The organism is Photorhabdus akhurstii, assembly GCF_018448925.1.
In the GTDB taxonomy this organism is placed as follows: Bacteria; Pseudomonadota; Gammaproteobacteria; order Enterobacterales; family Enterobacteriaceae; genus Photorhabdus; species Photorhabdus akhurstii.
In genome coordinates, this window is record NZ_RCWE01000006.1 from 86,409 (window position 1) to 106,212 (window position 19,804).

The 19,804-nt window shown below is 35.9% G+C and carries 19 protein-coding genes and 2 pseudogenes; 17 read left to right on the forward strand and 4 right to left on the reverse strand.

The window, feature by feature from the left end:
* Nucleotides 1-145 precede the first annotated feature (145 nt).
* The 15 genes and pseudogenes from EAE93_RS09670 (at nt 146) to EAE93_RS09730 (ending at nt 14,243) form a co-directional block, all read left to right on the forward strand.
* Nucleotides 146-307 (forward strand): transposase family protein, encoded by a 162-nt coding sequence (locus EAE93_RS09670; RefSeq protein ID WP_146110569.1) that lies wholly within the window; start codon nt 146-148, stop codon nt 305-307.
* 13 nt (nt 308-320) lie between these two features.
* Nucleotides 321-553: pseudogene (locus tag EAE93_RS24485) on the forward strand (transposase); the annotation flags it as partial.
* Between the two features lie 156 nt (nt 554-709).
* Complete coding sequence (locus EAE93_RS09675) at nt 710-1,915, forward strand: oligosaccharide flippase family protein (RefSeq protein WP_105397483.1); 1,206 nt, start codon at nt 710-712, stop codon at nt 1,913-1,915.
* A 9-nt stretch (nt 1,916-1,924) separates the two neighbouring features.
* Nucleotides 1,925-2,737: a LicD family protein gene (locus EAE93_RS09680; protein ID WP_105397482.1), complete on the forward strand. Its 813-nt coding sequence runs from the start codon at nt 1,925-1,927 to the stop codon at nt 2,735-2,737.
* 310 nt (nt 2,738-3,047) lie between these two features.
* Nucleotides 3,048-4,010, forward strand: coding sequence for a glucosamine inositolphosphorylceramide transferase family protein (locus EAE93_RS09685; RefSeq protein WP_105397481.1), 963 nt, complete (start codon nt 3,048-3,050; stop codon nt 4,008-4,010).
* Between the two features lie 20 nt (nt 4,011-4,030).
* Entirely contained in the window at nt 4,031-4,180 is a 150-nt protein-coding gene (locus EAE93_RS25055) for a GDP-mannose 4,6-dehydratase (RefSeq protein ID WP_258152052.1), read from the forward strand.
* 73 nt (nt 4,181-4,253) lie between these two features.
* A complete protein-coding gene (locus EAE93_RS25060; protein ID WP_269468831.1) occupies nt 4,254-4,352 on the forward strand; it encodes a hypothetical protein in 99 nt (32 codons plus the stop codon).
* A 516-nt stretch (nt 4,353-4,868) separates the two neighbouring features.
* The gene (locus EAE93_RS09695) at nt 4,869-5,999 is read left to right on the forward strand and encodes a glycosyltransferase family 4 protein (protein ID WP_110091478.1); all 1,131 of its coding nucleotides are present in this window, start codon (nt 4,869-4,871) and stop codon (nt 5,997-5,999) included.
* 105 nt (nt 6,000-6,104) lie between these two features.
* Nucleotides 6,105-6,888, forward strand: a pseudogene (locus EAE93_RS09700) (IS30 family transposase).
* 217 nt (nt 6,889-7,105) lie between these two features.
* Nucleotides 7,106-8,146: an EpsG family protein gene (locus EAE93_RS09705; protein ID WP_110091477.1), complete on the forward strand. Its 1,041-nt coding sequence runs from the start codon at nt 7,106-7,108 to the stop codon at nt 8,144-8,146.
* A 15-nt stretch (nt 8,147-8,161) separates the two neighbouring features.
* The gene (locus EAE93_RS09710; protein WP_110091476.1) at nt 8,162-9,253 is read left to right on the forward strand and encodes a glycosyltransferase; all 1,092 of its coding nucleotides are present in this window, start codon (nt 8,162-8,164) and stop codon (nt 9,251-9,253) included.
* Nucleotides 9,254-9,977: 724 nt separating this feature from the next.
* Nucleotides 9,978-11,006: a UDP-glucose 4-epimerase GalE gene (gene galE / locus EAE93_RS09715; RefSeq protein ID WP_214039576.1), complete on the forward strand. Its 1,029-nt coding sequence runs from the start codon at nt 9,978-9,980 to the stop codon at nt 11,004-11,006.
* 601 nt (nt 11,007-11,607) lie between these two features.
* Nucleotides 11,608-12,306, forward strand: a complete 699-nt coding sequence (locus EAE93_RS09720; RefSeq protein ID WP_214039577.1) for a class I SAM-dependent methyltransferase — start codon at nt 11,608-11,610, stop codon at nt 12,304-12,306.
* Between the two features lie 196 nt (nt 12,307-12,502).
* Nucleotides 12,503-12,991, forward strand: a complete 489-nt coding sequence (gene trmL / locus EAE93_RS09725; protein WP_214039578.1) for a tRNA (uridine(34)/cytosine(34)/5-carboxymethylaminomethyluridine(34)-2'-O)-methyltransferase TrmL — start codon at nt 12,503-12,505, stop codon at nt 12,989-12,991.
* A gap of 553 nt (nt 12,992-13,544) precedes the next feature.
* On the forward strand, nt 13,545-14,243 hold the full coding sequence (locus EAE93_RS09730) for a class I SAM-dependent methyltransferase (RefSeq protein WP_214039579.1): 699 nt from the start codon (nt 13,545-13,547) through the stop codon (nt 14,241-14,243).
* Between the two features lie 79 nt (nt 14,244-14,322).
* Here the strand turns inward: EAE93_RS09730 and cysE are convergent, their stop codons facing one another.
* From cysE to EAE93_RS09750, 4 genes are all read right to left on the reverse strand, one after another.
* Nucleotides 14,323-15,144 (reverse strand): serine O-acetyltransferase, encoded by an 822-nt coding sequence (gene cysE / locus EAE93_RS09735; RefSeq protein WP_036811250.1) that lies wholly within the window; start codon nt 15,142-15,144, stop codon nt 14,323-14,325.
* A gap of 44 nt (nt 15,145-15,188) precedes the next feature.
* Nucleotides 15,189-16,211 carry an NAD(P)H-dependent glycerol-3-phosphate dehydrogenase gene (gene gpsA, locus EAE93_RS09740; protein WP_040149767.1) on the reverse strand — a complete coding sequence of 341 codons (1,023 nt, stop codon included), beginning with the start codon at nt 16,209-16,211 and terminating at the stop codon, nt 15,189-15,191.
* Nucleotides 16,211-16,687: a protein-export chaperone SecB gene (gene secB, locus EAE93_RS09745; protein WP_036811245.1), complete on the reverse strand. Its 477-nt coding sequence runs from the start codon at nt 16,685-16,687 to the stop codon at nt 16,211-16,213. Before secB ends, gpsA begins: the two co-directional genes overlap by 1 nt.
* 69 nt (nt 16,688-16,756) lie before the next feature.
* A complete protein-coding gene (locus EAE93_RS09750; RefSeq protein WP_036811242.1) occupies nt 16,757-17,194 on the reverse strand; it encodes a rhodanese-like domain-containing protein in 438 nt (145 codons plus the stop codon).
* Nucleotides 17,195-17,550: 356 nt separating this feature from the next.
* On the opposite strand from EAE93_RS09750, the gene envC reads away from it, so the two are divergent.
* Together envC and EAE93_RS09760 are read left to right on the forward strand one after the other, a co-directional pair.
* A complete protein-coding gene (gene envC, locus EAE93_RS09755; RefSeq protein ID WP_214039580.1) occupies nt 17,551-18,858 on the forward strand; it encodes a murein hydrolase activator EnvC in 1,308 nt (435 codons plus the stop codon).
* A 5-nt stretch (nt 18,859-18,863) separates the two neighbouring features.
* Complete coding sequence (locus EAE93_RS09760) at nt 18,864-19,772, forward strand: divergent polysaccharide deacetylase family protein (protein ID WP_250150968.1); 909 nt, start codon at nt 18,864-18,866, stop codon at nt 19,770-19,772.
* Nucleotides 19,773-19,804: the final 32 nt, after the last annotated feature.

Sequence of the window (19,804 nt, forward strand, 5' to 3'; positions counted from 1 at the left end):
ATCGCCATCTGAAGGATAGGGCTGAACCTCACATTTTTAGCAGGATTATTATGATTAAATAAAAATCACATTCTGGCTTTTTATAGCACTTTTTCTCATTAACACGGATAAGATCACGTTATTCCATAAAAAAGTGATTTTGATAATGAGTATTCTTAATTATATCAATGGAATAGCTCCCCCTCGTTCTGACATCAACAAAAAACATGAATTGATAGATGTCATTTTTTTGGTCTTCGCAGCGGTATTGAGTAAGGTTTCGGAGTGGAAATCTATTCAGGAATTTCGTGAGTTGCAATTCGATTAAGCAATAAATAAGAAGAAGATACCAGGCGGTTGAAAATGAGTTGCATTGGGTGTTGGATGTTAACCTTTCGGGAAGATGCGTTACCACTCAAAGACCCAGATGGTGCGGCACAGACAGATAGTACTCTTTAATCGGATTATATAAATATGATTAAACAAGATACCTGTATGTAAAGATAGTCAGACGGCCAAACGCCGAAAAGCAACTTGGCCAGGCGAACTTCGTAGTCAACTTATCTTTGGTTAAATTAAAGATAAAATGGAATCCCACCCTACTCCCGAAATGGGTTAATCAATCTGTTTTCTTAAGTCAATAAACCTAAATTCAAAATTCAAGTGATATTCACATTTAATAAGAGCAATTTTATTGAAGACGAGAATAAAGAGAGGTTCTCTAAATAATATGTCATTAAAAAGAAATATTAGTGGACTAGCTATTTCTCAGATATTTAGCTATATTGTACCATTATTGCAATTTCCCTACCTAAGCCGAGTTGTAGGGGATGTTTTCTTTGGTATTATAATATTTTCGCTATCTTTGACTCAAGTGGCAATGATCATAACTGATTTTGGATTTAATTTATCAATATCAAAAAAAATAGCAGAGGGTCGGAACAGTAAAAAATGGTTAGGAGTATTTCTATATCAAACTTCTATAATAAAAATTGGCCTTGCTTTAATCGCTATTTTATTTATTCTTACTATATTAATTGCGTCAAAAAATTCTTTTCCTAAAGAATTAGTTATGGGGTTATTGATATGTGTATTTTTTAATGCCTTTAATCCATATTGGATTTTTCAAGGCTTAGAAAAAATATATATATATAGTTTAATTGTTATTGTTGTAAGATTGCTTAGTTTCGGGGGAGTATATTTTATAATTCGCAGCCCACATGATTATGTATATTATGGATGGATTCTGGCTTTCCAAGCGTTTGTAATAACATTAATCAGTTTCCTTATACTAGCATCCTGGAAAGTAACTTTAACAATAACATCAAAGAAACTAATTTATAAGCAGTTTTTTTATAGTTTAGAATTCTTCTTTTCTCGAGCTTGTGTTTCTCTTTATTCATCTGGATGTAGTGTATTTTTAGGAACATTTGGTGGAAGCTTATCTCAAGTTGCAATTTATGGTGTAGCAGAACAGCTTTACAAAGCAGGTATACAAGTTTTTGGTCCCGTACTCACAGCATTAACCCCTTATATGGTAAGAACGAAAAACTATAAATTATTTTATCAAATAGTTATTGCTTTTGGCTTATTGATAACTTTGGGAGTGACTATCGGATGGTGTTGGGGAGACTCTATAATAAGGATTATATACGGTAAAGGGTATGATCTCGCCAAGCCTGTATTAGATATTTTCATGCTAATAATAATTGCAAGCATTTTTGGTATGCTTTTCGGTTACCCTGCTCTTATGCCCTTGGGACTAGCAAAAATTGCTAATTTTAGTGTGGTTGTTTCTGGATTGTTACAAATTTTAATGTTGTTGTTCCTTTATTTTGGCGTTTTCCCGATCACAGCTATAACTGTATGTATTACATATCTTATATGTGATTGGAGCATGTTATTAATTCGACTTTATTATTTCTTATATAAATAGGTAATTAGTATGAGTACTATATTAAGGGAAGCTCAATTAAGTATGTTATCGATTTTAAAGGAAGTTGATAGAATTTGCAGAGAAAATAATATTGATTATTGGATAGGTGCAGGGACATTATTAGGCGCAAAAAGGCATGGTGGATTTATCCCTTGGGATGATGATATTGATATTTATATGGAGAGAGTTGCCTTTAATAAATTTTTGAAAGTTTTCTCTAATGATATAAATAAGAAGCATTTTTTCTTGCAGACAGCTTTTACTGATCAATACTATGTTGATTTTAATATACCTTGTAAGGTGAGATTAAATAGAACAAAAATAATAGAGGAAATTGAAATTACGTACTCTTATTATGATGAACGATCACATCATGGGCTATCCTTAGATATTTTTCCTTGTGATCGATACTCAGAAAATAAATTTATTAGAATGTTTTTTGAGCGTTTGTTAGCCCAATTTATAAATGTAAAAATTAAATCAAAATATTCGAATTTAACATTAGGAAAAAAAATAATTTCGAAGTCGTTTTCATTGTTATTTAGTAAAAGTATCCTTCTTTATCTTGTAAGTAAGCTATCTTCTATAATGTCGAAAAGAAGAAAAAAATACTTGCTTGGAACCGGTATTGAAACGCCTTTTTCCACAGCCTATTTTAAATATGATGATATTTTTCCACTGAGAGAAATTTTGTTCGAAGGAAAACCATATAAATGCCCTAATAAAATTGATTTATATCTATCGAAAATGTATGGAGATGATTATATGGAATTACCACCTGCTAGCAAACGTGTCAGGCATCATCACCATATCGAGTTATAATAGTCATAAAATAATTAGATCTCTGTGAGAGACCATCCTAATTTAGGTGCTTGACGGCCAGAGCTTACCACTAACCCTTGTAGCTGCTTTTTCCAATACACATGATAGTTATTTGTTAATAAAATCTTATAATTTGGTTTCGAACCATGTTGGTTGTGCGCAAAGCCTAATAAAATAGGAATATATTTTCTATTTTTTCAAAGAATCATTTATTAGATAAGTAAAAAATCAATGATAATAGCTATTATAAAAAATCCCAGAGTTATTTACAAAATAATATTATTATAACAAATTTAGAGAAAATGATAATATGCTTGATAAATTTAACAAAGTAGTAAAGAAATTATTCTATATAGAGGAGTGGAATATAGGAACAATTAAAAGAAAACAATCTGATGAAAATAATATCGCTGATTGTATATTGCATTCAGATATTTTTTGGTTTAAAAAATATAATACTGTTCAAGCAGACCCATTTGTTTTAGAACATAATGATTCAGTATATATTTTCTACGAATCACTAGGATTATTAAACTCTAAAGGAAACATCAGATGCAGAGTCCTAGATAATGATCTTAAAGAATTAGACGATATACCGCTAATGGGATTAAACGATATCCAATGCCACTTATCTTATCCGTTTTGTTTTGAAAATGACGGCAAATTATTTTTAATACCAGAATCCCATGAATTAAGTGAAGTCTCTTTATTTGAATGTGTAAATTTCCCTAATAAGTGGAAAAAAGTACATACACTTGTTTCTGGAATGAAATTAACTGATAACTCAATAATATGCTCAAATGGGAAATATTATTTATATTCTACTGACTTAGATAATAATATAATTCTTCATATGAGTACAGATTTGTTTGATAATTGGAAACAAATTTCCCCAAATCTAAAACTATGTAATCAATATGCAAGAGGAGCGGGGTCACCACTTTATTCTCAAAATGGCATATTCTTTTTCACTCAAGAAGGTTTTGATCATAATTATGGCAGTGCCATTTTTGTAAAAAAAATTAGCTCAATAGGAGAAAGTGAATTTTCGGAAGAGTTAATAAAAAAAATTGAACCTATAATTGGAAGTTATAAAGATGGAATTCATACTCTAAATTTTTCAGAAAACTATATAGTAATAGATTCTAAAAGATTAAAGTTTAATTTATTTTCATTTTTTATCAAACTAGTTTATAAAATTAAAACAAAGTTGCGACAATGTAAAATTAAAACAAAGTTAGGACAAGCTAATTGTATTAAGGTGAGGCCATAAAAATTACACTAATTGTAGGTATTACCGTTCAAGATGGTTCTTATCTTACAAAGTTACTTTTAGAAAAAGGATACACTGTTAACAGCCTAATCAAGCGTGCATTATCTTTCAATACAATACGTATTGATTCTTTTTGCAAAAACAAAAAGATAAATTTATATTATGGTTGATTCAAATGAGAGTTCGAATATTATCAGACTGGTAAAATAGATCGAGCCCGATAAAATTTACAATCTAGGAGTAATGTTTCATATTGCTATTTCATTTGAGTCTCTAGAATATGCAGCTGATGTTGACACATTAGGAATATTAAAGTTCTTTGAAGTAATAAGAATAAATTGACCTAAAAGAAGACTCGATTTTATCCGATTTCAACACCACCTGATTGCTTCTATTTGGGTACGTGGAAAACACGTCTTGCCATCTTCTACCAAACGAACAGAAATATTTCTGCGTACAGTGGGTCAATTACATGATAATTTCGGCATAATAATGATAGCGACATGTTATAACTTGAGGAGTCTAACTTACTTTTTTTAAGCGAGCAAGAATTCAGGCGTTTTAATCCCCATATGGGGTGATAAATCGATTTTTCTGAGTCATAAGTCTAAACTCAAACAATATCTATTGTTCAATAAGGATAAACCTTATATTATATATGTTATGTTGCCTATTTTGTATGTTGCTAACTGACATATTCAACAATTCTATCTATCGTTTTTATGTCCATTCCCCGATAAGAGTTAAATAAATTTTCTTGCTAGGTTGATGATAATTTTCAAATTTTAAATACTACATTTTCATTCAGTTGAGTATAAATAAAAAACCATCTAAAACCAGGATTAAATAAGGCGTCAAATGAGAATAATACTTATAGGAACAACAGCAGATTCTATGATTAATTTCAGGGAAACATTAATAAAAGAAATGTCAAAATCTAATCATGAAGTATTTTGTTTTGCTATAGATTATAATGAAAAACAGAAAGATAAGATTAAAAAACTAGGGGCCACACCTGTTGATTATATTTTAAGCCGCTCGGGATTAAACCCTTTCTCAGATATAAAAAATACTATAAAATTATCAAATAAAATTAAAGATATTAAACCAGATATAGTTTTATCTTATTTTTCAAAGCCTTCTATATATGGTTCATGGGCTGCCAAATTAGCTAAGATACCTAACATATTCGCTATGCTAGAAGGATTGGGCTTTTGCTTCACCTCACAAAAAGAAGGTAAAGATTGGAAAAAAATATTCTTAAGAAGAATACAGATATTACTCTATAAAATAACATTCCCTAGAATAAATGGCTTAATCCTATTAAATAAAGATGATGAAACTGATTTAATCAAAAAAAATAATATCAATGTTAAAACTTTTATTCTAGGAGGAATCGGCTTAGATTTAAATGACTACCCTTACACTCCTATCAATAAAAACAATAATATATCTTTTATTTTCATTGCCAGATTATTAAGAGAAAAAGGTATTTTCGAGTATATTAATGCAGCAAAAATAATAAAAATAAAATACCCTGAAACTACGTTTAATGTATTAGGAGCAATCGATTCAGAAAATCCAGGAGGAATAAAACTGGAGCAATTAGAAGAATTAAAGAATACAGGAATAATAAATTATCCTGGATTTGTAACAAATGTAAATGAATGGCTGAGTAATAGTGATGTTTTTGTATTACCATCATACTACAGAGAGGGCATACCAAGAAGTACTCAGGAAGCTATGGCTATTGGTCGGCCTATAATTACTACTAATGTACCTGGATGCAAGGAAACCGTTCATGAAGGAAAAAATGGCTTTCTAGTTTCCCCATGGTCTGCAAAAGACCTAGCTGAAAAAATGATTTTTTTCATAGAAAATCCCGATCTCATAGAGAAAATGGGGCAAGAAAGTTATCATATTGCTAAAATAAAATATGATTGTCACAAAGTTAACTATAACTTAATGAAAATATTGAGAATACTATAAAAAAATAAGCTTTAACTACAGACGGATTCGACTAATAAGTGCAATTTTTCAGAAGAGCGGTCAGTTGCTATAGTAGGCATCTTTCTCGCCAAAGGAAAACGCGCTATGGCCTATACACAACTGACCGAAACAGAAAGATACCCGATTTCCAGCTTAAAAAGCAGGTTTCTCATAGCTTTTCATTGCTGAGTCACTTAAGCGAGGCCCGTCTGCCATCTGCAGAGAATTGAAGAGAAATCAAGAAGTCCAGACACACTACCCTGAACATGCTCATTTGAAGATCTTGACTTGTCGTCATTTTGCTAAGAAAGCTGTTAAAATCACACCGGAAGTAAAGAAATGGATAAAACGGTTAATTTAGAAAGAATTAAGTCCTGAACAGGTGGCTGATTACCTGAAACAACATAAGGGATATCTTTGCATCATGAGACAATTTATGGACTGATTTATAAAGATAAAATAGAGAGGGTGATTTGTAGCAACATCTCCGAATTGCCAGAAAATCCCTATCGCAAACGCTATGGTCGCGATGAAAGAAGAGGGAAAATTAAAAGTCGGGTCAATATTGATGAAACCCCATAACTAATCGATAAAAAATAACATATTGTCGACTGGGAAGGAAATACGATAATAGGGAAAGATAGAAAAATGTATTATTAACACTCGTTGACCATAGAACAACGCTGCATACAATTATCGTTAAGCTTGATAGCAAAAGCGGCAGTGGAAGTATTATTCTTGTTAAAATAAATGGTTAAGACCATCACATTCGATAATGATTTGGAGTTTGCAGATCACGAAATCATCGCATCGTCCCCGAAAAATTCGGGGAAGGAAAACTCCGAATGAATTATCTAAGGGAACACGGACATGTTTACTTCCAGATTAACGATGTTGAACTTATTATGTGAATCTACCGTTTATTAATATTAAGAAGGTGTCCAAATAGGCATAATTTTTACCGATTTGAATGATGCGATTCATTGTATTACATAAATATTTTATAAATTTAATCACATGTAAAAGGACACCGGGTTAAACACCATATCTATTCTAAGAAACAAAACAGCCCAGTTAATTTAATAAAAACCCAAACAAGGTAAGACATGGCAATTTATTCATACATATGGATGTTAATAATAATTAAAAATCTTTCTTTCTCTAAAAACAAAAGAGACTTACTTATCTTTTCTCTATTTCTTACTTTTTTTATAGGATTACGCCAGGAAATAGGTGTAGATTGGTTCAACTATCTAAACATGTACAAAAAAATTGTTCAATTACCATTTAGAGAAGCTCTATTTGTATCAGACCCTCTATATAGCATATTGAATTATACGTCCGAAGCATTCGGACTAGGGGGTGTTTATTTTGTAAACTTCATATGTGCATCTATCTTTTGCTTATCAGTTTACTTTTTCTCAAAAAACTTCAAAAGCATCTGGCTACCTGCTCTAATATTGTATCCTTATACAATATTAGCAGTATCAATGGGATACACCAGGCAATCAGTTGCCATTGCATTTTCATTATTTGCCTTTAACTCCTTATTAAAAAATAATCAAAAAATACATTTTTTGTTTTTTATATTATTAAGTATTCTTTTTCACAAATCAGCAATTATGCTATTGATATTATTACCTTTTATATATTTAAAAAAATCAAATTCCACTTTATTTTTTCTATTTTATGTCATAATTCTATCAATATTTATAACTATTTCATTTTATTTAATATCACCTCAAAATATATATTTATCTGGAGAATTAAGTTCATCAGGAAGTACTATACGAACCTTGATACACATGTTCCCATGTGCTCTTTATTTTATATATAGAAAACCATTTAAAAACAAAATAAAAATATCAATAAGAATTCTAGATATGATGGCAATATTGATAATATCATCATTAATTATCGGTATATTTTTCTCCACTTTAGTTGATAGATTTGGTTTATATTTTATTATTTTTGATGTGCTTGTGTTATCCGTTTTTTCAGATTTACTAAAACCTAATCAAAGATTATTTTTCGTATTAACATTAGCAATATTAAATAGCATAATATTATATACTTGGTTATTTTATTCTCCTTGGGCTCAATGTTGTTGGGTGCCTTATAACAACTTAATAATGACAATCTTATAAATATTAGAGGTAATAATGAAAATTGCTTTAATTACAACAGGGCTTGGTATGGGGGGAGCAGAAAAACAACTCTGCGATCTCGCTGATACATTTCTAGTGAATAACCAATCAATAATAATTATCTCTCTAACAGGCCCTACAATTACTAAACCAATTTCTGATAAAATATTTATTTATGAAATAAGAATGAAAAAAACGCCTTGGGGATTTATACACGCCCTATGGAAAGTTAAAAAAATAATAAAAAAAGAAGATATAGATGTATTACACTCACACATGTTTCATGCAAACATATTTTCAAGATGCATGCGCTTACTTACTAAATTCCCCCAATTAATATGTACTGCTCACAGTACAAATGAAGGGGGCTCACTTAGAATGTTTATATACCGTATAACTAATTGGCTCTCAGATCTAAATACAAATGTTAGCCAAGCTGCTGTAGATTCTTTTATAAAGAAAAAGGCAATGAAGGAAAACCAAATTATTAGTGTCTCTAATGGAATTAATACTAATAAGTTCTTTTTTTCAGAGGAATCAAGAAGAAATATACGGAGAGAGTTAGATATCCCTGATAATATACAATTATTTTTATCTGTTGGTCGATTACATGACCCCAAAGACTATCCAAACTTACTATATGCATTTTCAATTCTTTTAGAAAGAAAACCATTATCATATTTAATTATTGCAGGTAATGGCCCACTTATTGATAAACTCATAAGACTAGCAACCAAACTTAATATAATAAAAAACGTACACTTTTTAGGTGCTAGAAATGATATTCCAGCCTTAATGAGTGCTTGTGATACATTTGTTTTATCTTCTAAATATGAAGGATGTCCGTTAGTTATAGCAGAAGCTATGGCTTGTCAACGATATATCGTTGCAACCAATTGCGGCGGGGTAAAATTTGTTCTTAATAAATATGGTTCCTTAGTGCCAATACAAGATTCAAAAAGATTAGCCGACGCTATGGAAAAAAGTATAGAAATAAACAAAGATAAAAAGTACCAACTAGGATTAGAAGCAAGGAATCATATCAAAAATAATTTTTCTATAGAAAAAATATCTCTTCAATGGTTAAAACTATATGAAAAAAAATAGTGAATTTAAAATTTATTTTTTATGCCTTTATTGGTATTAAATCACAGAATGAAGGCAGTTGATTAAAATAAATAATCTGGTATTAAATCTGCTTCCTGAAACAGATAAACGAGTATCAAGGTAAGATCACGAACGTCATTTAATCAAACCAATTTGATTCAGTAATCTTCCCATTTTTCATAGAGGGTAAAAGTAGAATTCAAAGAGCACGTAGCACATATTGCTTTTAGTGTATAACCACCTAAGGAGCTTTCTAGCGGCACTGTTACAAACAGGATGATCGATTACACATTATTGGGGAAATTCACTTTTAAAGACCAAATACCTGATTCGTCAGACGGACTTCGCCTATAAAGATGGTTAAACCCCTGCGTAATGCCCGCATCACCTCATTGCATAGGCTGTTTTCAACGTATGCACAGGATATTTCCTTTCATATTTCAGTCGATTGAGCGCTTTACCATAGATGAAAGCCTTATCAGTATTGAGAATGAATATTGGGCACTTCATGTTCTCGTAACCCTTTCAGTGCTTTCCCTAAAAATCAGTATGCAGCGTGAGTATTGCTCAGATCTTAGCGCTATTTGCAACAGTGCCATCCTAAATCCTGAAATAAAGAAAAATATGAGAGTAGAAAAGAAAAAATTTACAAATGAAGATTTTTAACATAGAAAGTGCTATAAACAGGTACCTAAAAATTTACTCCTAATCTTTTATCCTACTTATGTCAATCTTAATCACCGGCGGAGCCGGCTATATCGGTTCACACACAGTATTAGCGCTTCTGGAAAAAGGAGCTGATGTTGTTGCTATTGATAATCTGTGTAACTCATCACCAGAATCTCTTCTCCGAGTTGAAAAACTTACTGGCAAATCAGTGAAATTTTATCAAGGTGATATTCTTGATTTAGATTTACTGAATCAAATCTTCCAAGAAAACAAAATAAAATCTGTAATTCATTTTGCTGGATTAAAAGCGGTTGGTGAATCCACCAGAAAGCCACTTGAATATTATCAGAACAATGTTACTGGTACTCTAGTTCTATTGCAGGCTATGCATGCCAACGGCGTACATCAACTGATTTTCAGTTCATCTGCAACTGTTTATGGCGATCCTGAATTTGTACCACTCACGGAAAATGCTAAAGTAGGTAGTACCACCAACCCTTATGGCACCTCCAAGCTGATGGTCGAGCAGATTCTGAAAGATTTTGCCGCAGCCGAGCCAAGTTTCAAAATCACCAGTTTAAGATATTTCAACCCTGTTGGTGCACACCCATCAGGTATGATTGGTGAAGACCCTAATGGTATTCCCAATAATCTATTACCTTATATCACTCAGGTTGCCATTGGTCGTCTGGAATGTTTATCCGTGTATGGCAACGATTATCCAACCAAAGATGGTACCGGTGTTCGTGACTATATTCATGTGATGGATTTGGCTGAAGGCCATATTGCCGCCATTGACTATCTGGATAAACAGCAATCCTATGAAGTTTTTAATTTGGGAACAGGTGCTGGTTATTCTGTACTTGAACTACTTCATTCTTTTGAAAAGGCATCAAGTAAAGATATTCCATATAAAATTACAGATAGACGTCTTGGGGATATTGCTGAGTGTTGGTCTGATCCATCCAGAGCTCGGAATATCCTTGGCTGGCAAGCAACGCGCAATATTGACGATATGATGCGTGATAGTTGGAATTGGCAGAAGAATAACCCTCATGGTTTCCATTCAGAGGAGAAACGCTAAAAGTCTTTTTACGATTGATTTAGCAACCACTCGGTTACTCATAATCCTAGTCAGATCAGCAAATAATTATAAGCTGACAGATATTCTGTTGTTAACAATTGTGACGTTATTGCTGGTGCCAAAAGCTGGGAAGAAATTGATGATTGTGGGGTTGAGCATCGAAGTTAAAGCAATACAGTGAATTTGAACAGGGTATTTTAACTCATAACACCGTAGCCCATATGTTAGCTATATCAGTGTCAGGCGGCTTCAAAAGTGTTTCATGAATGGATGGATTTTGCCGTGAACTGACGAAAAGCTCAGGGGGTGCCACAGATGGAAAAACCGTCAGGCGCTCCCAATTCAGCTCAGTAACTCAGGGAAATTGTCATCTCGGATAAAACATATTGCAGTGGATGTACTGAATAACCCTAAAATATTTAAGCAGAAGATTGAAACAAAAGCATCGATGAGCACAGCCTATCTATCTGAAATTCTTGCTAAGCAAGCCCTCCGGTAATCTTTTGCTAGAATACCGTCATCAAAAAATAATGTATCACTAGATCTTAATAATTCACTATAAAAGTATTATCAAAATAATTAGTTTATTGGTCATTTTTTTATGAAAACAGAAAACTCAAGAGAGCTACTCAATGATGTAATAGAGTGGGATATATGTAATTGGAGTCATGCTTTAGAATATTGGCAGGACTATTCTAGCCTAGAATTAAAGTCAGCTAATATTCTAGAACTAGGAAGCCGAAATGGTGGATTATCACTGTGGGCAGCATTAAATGGAGGTAATGTTTTATGTACGGATTTAAATGGCCCTACTTCAAAAGCGCAGGAGAAACATAAGCGTTATAATATAGAAAATAGAATTCGATATGGTAAATTAAGTGCATTAGATATTAAATATAGAAACCACTTTGATATTGTTATGTTTAAATCAGTATTAGGTGGTATTGGTTATAATTCAAATAAGTCAGCACAAAAAAAGGCGATTAATCAGATTTTCCATTCATTGAAAGAAGGGGGTGAATTTTGGTTTGCAGAAAATTTGGTTGCATCACCATTGCATAAATTTCTCAGAAAAAATTATGTTAATTGGGGAAATGCTTGGGGCTATGTTACTGTCAACGAAATGACCGAGTATCTATCAGCATTTTCAAATGTTAATTATACAACTTTAGGTTTCCTTGCTACGTTTGGCAGGAATGAATCTCAAAGAAAATTTTTAGGGATTTTAGATAATAAAGTTCTAAATAAGGTCGTTCCTAAACATTGGCACTATATTATAATCGGAGTGGCAAAAAAATAATCCAGAGAATCTCTAAAGAATTTAGTATGTTAGATTATATCCAGTGATGTTTTTTCACTTTTAAGTTTACTGACAATCAATCGATCCCCCCAACAAGGAAAGATCTTCCAACAGATAAATAGGAATATCGATGAAGATCCCCCTGCATCCCTTCCTGATTTCTGCTAACCTGTGCCCCTTGTTTCTAGGGGGCATTATGCTAAATATCGTCTTATTTGAACCTGAAATCCCACCTAATACCGGTAATATTATTCGTCTTTGTGCTAACACCGGATTTCAATTGCATCTGATTCAGCCTCTGGGGTTTACCTGGGATGATAAAAGGCTACGTCGAGCCGGGCTGGATTATCATGAGTTCGCCAATGTTAAACAACATCATGATTATTTTACTTTTTTAGAGAATGAAGGATTAACAGGAGTGTCTTCTGCTCGTTTGTTTGCTCTCACAACAAAAGGAACTCCGGCACATAGTGCTGTAAGTTATCAAGCAGGGGATTATTTAATGTTTGGGCCGGAAACCCGAGGGTTACCACCTTATGTATTGGATAATATGCCACCACAACAAAAAATTCGTATCCCAATGCTAGCAAACAGTCGCAGTATGAATCTTTCCAATTCAGTTGCCGTTGTTGTTTTTGAAGCTTGGCGGCAATTAGATTATCAGGGCGCTATCATTAGAAAATAGTGTGCCAATAATCGCTACACACTTCTGTAATGGTTCAACGTGTTATTGACTATATCACGGCAATTTTTTCCTCTTTGCGTGGGTCACAGAAATTCAGTATAGGAACCTCTCTGCACCAGACCCACGGTGAGAACCAAACAACCCTTTTCGTCATGTTCCTCAGATAGATAAAGCATGGTACGACCATGATAGTTATCAGCTCAATATTCCAATATCACATCCGACAGAAGATGGACAGAGTACAACAGGCTTTGACGATGTAAGTGGCAGAATGACCATGATGTATCGTTAGGAAAGCAGTAAGACATCAAGGACATAGTTTTTCTCCTGGGTTTTCTGAACAAGTTTTTGCGCTAAATCATCATTTATCACAGGACGTAGGTGCTATGATTAGTATAACTTAACCCTATTGAGGAATTTTTTCTCTTTGAAAATCGATTCATATAACTTAATCGGGGTTGCTTCCCTCAAGTGATCGACTATTTAGATCATAATAATTTAATAAAGTTAGCATTAAGGTAACTCATTTTCATTGATATATATTGGTTACGCTATGAAAGCAAAAAGTTCAAAAGAATTTCTCCATGATGTCATAGAATGGGACATATATAACTGGAGTTATTCCTTAAAATATTGGCAAGATCATTCTGGATTAGACTTAAAATCAGCTAATATTCTAGAGTTAGGTAGTAGAGATGGTGGGCTATCATTATGGGCAGCATTAAATGGAGCAAATGTCTTATGTACTGATTTAGATGGCCCCACGCCAAAAGCACTGGAGAAACATGAACGTTATCATATAGAAAAGAGTATTCAATATGATAAATTAAACGCATCGGATATCAAATATAAGAACCATTTCGATATTGTTATGTTTAAGTCAGTATTAGGTGCTGTCGGTTATAATTTCAATAAAATAGCACAAAAAGAAGCTATTAATCAGATCTTTCATTCATTAAAAGAAGGCGGTGAGCTTTGGTTTGCAGAAAATCTGGTTGCATCACCATTACATAAATTTCTCAGGAAAAATTATGTTAACTGGGGAAATACCTGGGGCTATATTACCGCCAGGGAAATGACAGATTATCTATCAGCATTTTCAAATGTTGATTATACAACGTTAGGCTTCATTGCTACGTTTGGCAGGAATGAGTTTCAAAGAAGATTTTTAGGGGTGTTAGATAATAAAATTCTAAATAAAGTCGTTCCTAAACATTGGCACTATATTATAATAGGTGTAGCAAGGAAATAATTTAAGCATACAAAATCATATTTCCACATTTAATATGTGAAAATATGATAATGATTACTAATATCTATATTTCGAAAAGTCAAATTCCATCACCATACTCAAAGCCATTGTTGATACCATTAAAGTGTTGGTTCATATCCAATGATGGCTTTTCACTTTCAGGTTTACCGACGATACGGGCAGGCACCCCAGCGGCTGTTGTGTGTGGTGGAACAGAGCGCAATACAACCGAACCTGCGCCAATTTTCGCCCCTCGGCCAATTTCGATATTACCCAATATTTTCGAACCTGCGCCAATCATCACCCCTTCCCTAACTTTCGGATGACGATCACCCCCTGTTTTACCAGTACCACCAAGAGTGACGGATTGCAGGATAGAAACGTCATTTTCCACTACTGCCGTTTCACCAATCACTATGCCTGTAGCATGGTCAAGCATAATGCCACAACCAATCTTTGCCGCCGGGTGAATATCAACGCCAAAAGACATCGAGATTTGGTTTTGCAGATAAATAGCCAATGCCTTACGCCCTTCTCCCCAAATCCAGTGGGCAATGCGATAGGCTTGTAGAGCATGAAATCCCTTGAGGTACAGCAGAGGAGTTGAGTATTTATCTACAGCAGGATCACGTAGACGTACTGCTATGATGTCGCGGGCAGCAGAGACAATCATCTTCTGATCTGAACGATAAGCCTCTTCTACAATCTCTCTAACAGCAATAGCCGGCATAATCGGCGTAGCCAGCTTATTAGCCAGCATATAACTTAAGGCACTGCCCAGATTTTCATGCTTGAGTAATGTTGCATGAAAGAAACTGGCCAACATCGGTTCACATTCAGCCAGTGCTCTCGCTTCTGTTTTTATGTTCTTCCAAACTTCGTCCAATTCTTCTAGCGACATATTTTTTACTCTCACATTTAGAACCTATTTCATTAGATTTTTATTTAAGAGCGCACATCATCGCTCTCATCCTTTCTGGCTCTTCCTAATAATGCCTGAGCAGCTTCTTTCACATTTTTATTGCAATAGAGTATCTGATAAATTTGTTCTGCAATCGGCATTTCGACATTGGCACGATTAGCCAACGCACGTACTTCTTTGGTATTGCGATAACCTTCAACAACCTGTCCAATCTGATCCTGGGCTTCTTCAACGCTAATTCCCTGCCCCAGCATCATGCCAAAGCGACGGTTGCGTGATTGGTTATCAGTACAAGTTAAGACCAAATCGCCCAATCCCGCCATGCCCATAAAGGTAGAAGGATCAGCGCCAAGCGCTATACCAAGGCGACTCATTTCCGCCAATCCACGCGTAATCAAGGCAGTACGAGCATTAGCACCGAAACCCATACCATCAGATATCCCCGCGCCAATGGCAATCACGTTTTTTACGGCACCACCAAGTTGAACGCCAATAAAATCAGTATTTTTATAAACCCGAAAACTTTTGCCACAGTGGAATAATTGTTGGAGTTCGTCGCTAAAAGCAGATTCCGTCGCGGAAATAGCAATCGCAGTGGGTAAACCAGCCGCTAATTCTTTAGCAAATGTTGGGCCAGAAAGCACCGCTAGCGGTATTTCATTGCCCAATATCTCACGGGCCACATCTTGTAATAACCGACCGGTATCCGCTTCCAGACCTTTAGTTGCCCAGACGATACGTGAATCAGACCGTAGATGAGGTTTTACCTGCTTTAATACCTCACCAAACACATGGCTCGGTATCACAATAAGAATGTTACGGCTTGCTGTTAATGCTTTTATCAGGTCTGTTTCAAGCAATAAACTATCAGGAAAGGAAACATCCGGCAGAAATGCCTGATTACAACGCGCCTGTTGCAATGCCCGGATATGTTCTGGGTTGTGCCCCCAAAGTACAACATTATGGCCATTACGAGCCAGCGTAATGGCTAATGAGGTGCCGTATGAACCGGCACCGATCACTGTCATAGAAACAGTACTATTCATTAAGCTTCCTGTTCAGTTTGTTCACCGCCCTGAGACTGTTCGGCCTGCTGTTGCAGGTAGTTCATGAACAGGGCATCAAAGTTTACTGGAGCCAGATTCAGTTGTGGGAAGGTACCACGACTAACCAAGTTAGTGATGCATTCACGAGCATATGGGAACAGGATATTCGGACAGTATGCACCCAAGCAGTGAGCCAGCTGAGTTCCTTCGATACCTTCAATAGAAAAGATACCCCCTTGCTGTACTTCACACAGGAATGCCGTCTCTTCTCCCAAAGTCGCCGTTACAGTCACACGCAGAACAACTTCATAAACCCCTTGAGCCAACTCACTGGAAGCGGTATCCAGATCCAGTTTTACTTCCGGCTGCCATTCCTGCTGAAACACTTGCGGTGCGTTCGGTGCTTCAAAAGAGATATCTTTGGTGTAGATACGTTGGATCTGGAAAGCCATTTCTGTATTGCTTTGTTCTGACATAATAATTGTTACCTTTAGATGTCCTTATTAAATTTTTTATGTGAATGTCTCCATTCACGCCCAAAATGATTACTTTTTACCACGCGCCAATGGCAAGTTTTCGCCTGTCCAACCCGCCAAACCCTCTTTCAAGGAACATACGCGCTCAAAACCGGCCCGAATAAGATTCTCTGCCGGAGTACGAGATTCAATACCATTCGCAGAAACAACAATTACAGGCTGCTTTTTATGTTTTTCCAACTCAGCAAAATTGTTGTCTTTAATTTCAGAGGGAGTCAGGTTTACTGAACCAATAATATGCCCTTTGCGGAAATCTTCACGGGAACGTAAATCCACGACGATGGCTTCTTCTTTGTTGATCAGATTAATAGCTTGAGCACGAGTTATCTCTTTGGTTTTAGAGAAGAAACCTCTCGATGTAGTCACAATAACGGCAACCAGCAGCGCAATCCAGATGAGGCTTAAGGTCATATGCTGGTTAATAAATTGCATGATTTCTTGCAGCATGGGGACAAAAACTCCCGTTGGTTAATAACAAATTTCTAAGGTTCCAGAGTATACCTTTGTGTTGCGTCAATTACAGCCAAATAGCATAAGCTCAATGCAAATTTTGCGGAGAGTTTCGAGAAAAAATAAAAATATCCTGAAAATGAAGCATTTTAAGTACCTTACCTGCATCTGCCCTGTCACACTGGATGCATACAGGAATTTCAGCAATAAATAGGCTAGTATGTTTATTACTATTCGATTTCGATGTTAAGACAGCATTATCTGAAAGTGTAAAAAATCAGCGTAGCATCTGGTAACTCTTTGTTCATCATGAAATAATCTAGCGCATACAGTAGCAAGGTATATTTACAGAAATGGCTGACAACAAGGAAATACATAGCCGTAATTATCGGCGCAATCAGAACTCACGGCGGAATAATATCTGTGCCTCGTTGTTCTATGCTTTCCTATTTGTTATTTTCAGCTTCAATACCTTTGCAAATCAAATTATCGCCAATAAAAATCAGCTCAAAGATCTCCAACAAGACATCGCGGAGAAAGAGAAAAGTGTACAACAACAGCAGCAAAAACGTAGTTCTTTGCTAAATCAATTAAAAGATCAGGAAAATACCATTTCCACAATTGGTCAATCCCTACACAACACTCAAACTCAACTCAGTAAGCTGAATAAAGAGATTGCTGCTCTCGTCTCCAACATCAAAAAACTGGAAAAACAACAAAACGCGCAACGAGATATGCTGGCGCGCCAATTGGATGCTGCATTTCGTCAAGGGCAACATCAAGGGCTTGAACTCATGTTCAGCGGAGAAGAGGGAAAGAGAGGTGAGCGCATACTCGCTTACTATAGCTACCTTAATCAAGCCCGTCAGGACACCATTGTTAAACTTGAACAAACCACCGTTGATTTAACTGAACAAAAAAAACTTGAGCAACAGAAACAGGAAGAGCAAAAACAAGTTCTAACTGAACAACAACAGCAAAAGCAGCAAATGGAAGTAGCCCGTAATGCTCGGCAGAAAACCCTAACTGAGCTGGAATCTTCCTTAAAGCAAGACCAAAAAAATCTCGCTGAACTAAAACAAAATGAAACCCGTCTGCGAGATAAAATTGCTAAAGCAGAACGGGAAGCGAAAGCACGTGCTGAACGAGAAGCCAGAGAAGCTGCCCGTGTTCGTGCTCAGATTGCAGCGAAACAGAAGCAAGCGCAGCAAAAAGGTTCCAGCTATAAACCCACTGAAGATGAACGCGCATTGATGGCGCGTACAGGTGGCCTTGGCCGTCCGGCGGGTCAGGCAATCTGGCCTGTCCACGGTAAAGTGATACATGAGTTTGGCGAAGCCTTACAAGGTGAATTGCGCTGGAAAGGCATGGTGATTTCTGCGCAAGAAGGTACTGAAGTTAAAGCAATATCCGATGGCCGGGTACTGCTGGCTGACTGGTTACAAGGCTATGGGCTGGTTGTCGTGATAGAGCACGGTAAAGGTGATATGAGTCTCTATGGCTATAATCAGAGCGCTCTGGTCAAGGTCGGCCAGCAAGTTCGGGCCGGACAACCTATTGCGTTGGTCGGTAACAGTGGCGGTCAGCAACAATCCGCACTCTATTTTGAAATCCGCCGCCAAGGAAGAGCGGTAAACCCACAACCGTGGCTTGGGAGATGAATCAGTTGAGACAACACAGGTTCACAAAAATTGGTATTACCGCTCTGCTTCTCTTGAGCCTACAAGCCAGTGCAGCCCGTCTGGCAATTGTTATTGATGATTTTGGTTACCGTCCTCATAACGAAAACAAAATATTGCAGATGCCTGTTGCGGTTTCTATCGCCATTCTGCCGGATTCACCGCATGGCAGGGAAATGGCTGAAAAAGCCTATAAACAAGGGCGGGAGATCTTAATCCATCTGCCAATGGCGCCTTTAAGTAAACAACTGCTAGAACCGGATACTCTCCAGCCAACCATGAGCAGTGAAGAAATTGACCGCATCATCCAGCGTGCAATACAAAAAGTCCCTTATGCTGTAGGAATCAATAACCATATGGGTAGCGCTATGACTTCGAGCTTGCCGGGCATGCAGAAAGTGATGCGCTCATTGTCTCGTTATAATCTCTATTTTCTCGACAGCGTGACGATTGGCAATTCTCAGGCAACAAAGGCAGCGCAAGGCACGCCTGTTCGCGTTATCCGCCGTAATGTTTTCCTTGATGATGTGCAATCAGAAGCGGAAACTCGCCATCAGCTAAATCGGGCGATTTCCATTGCTCGTAAAAATGGTTCCGCTATTGCTATCGGTCATCCTCATTCAACAACCATTCGCGCATTACAACAGATGCTGCCAACGCTGCCAGCCGATATTGAGTTAGTCAGCCCAAGTAGGTTGTTAAGTGGTAAACCTGTTGGTGATAACCAACGTAAATGGGGCAAGCTGTGTGAAATAAAAGAGGCACCCGTCACGGTTACCAGCCAAGATTATCTGGCAGTTATTGGCGATACTCTGGTTGATAATCCTATTGTGAACACGGTGAGCCGATATATCCAGAAACTGACCGGAGATAAGTCTCAGGATAAAACAGAATAGAAATTCATTTTAAGAAATAGCCAATTATCTTC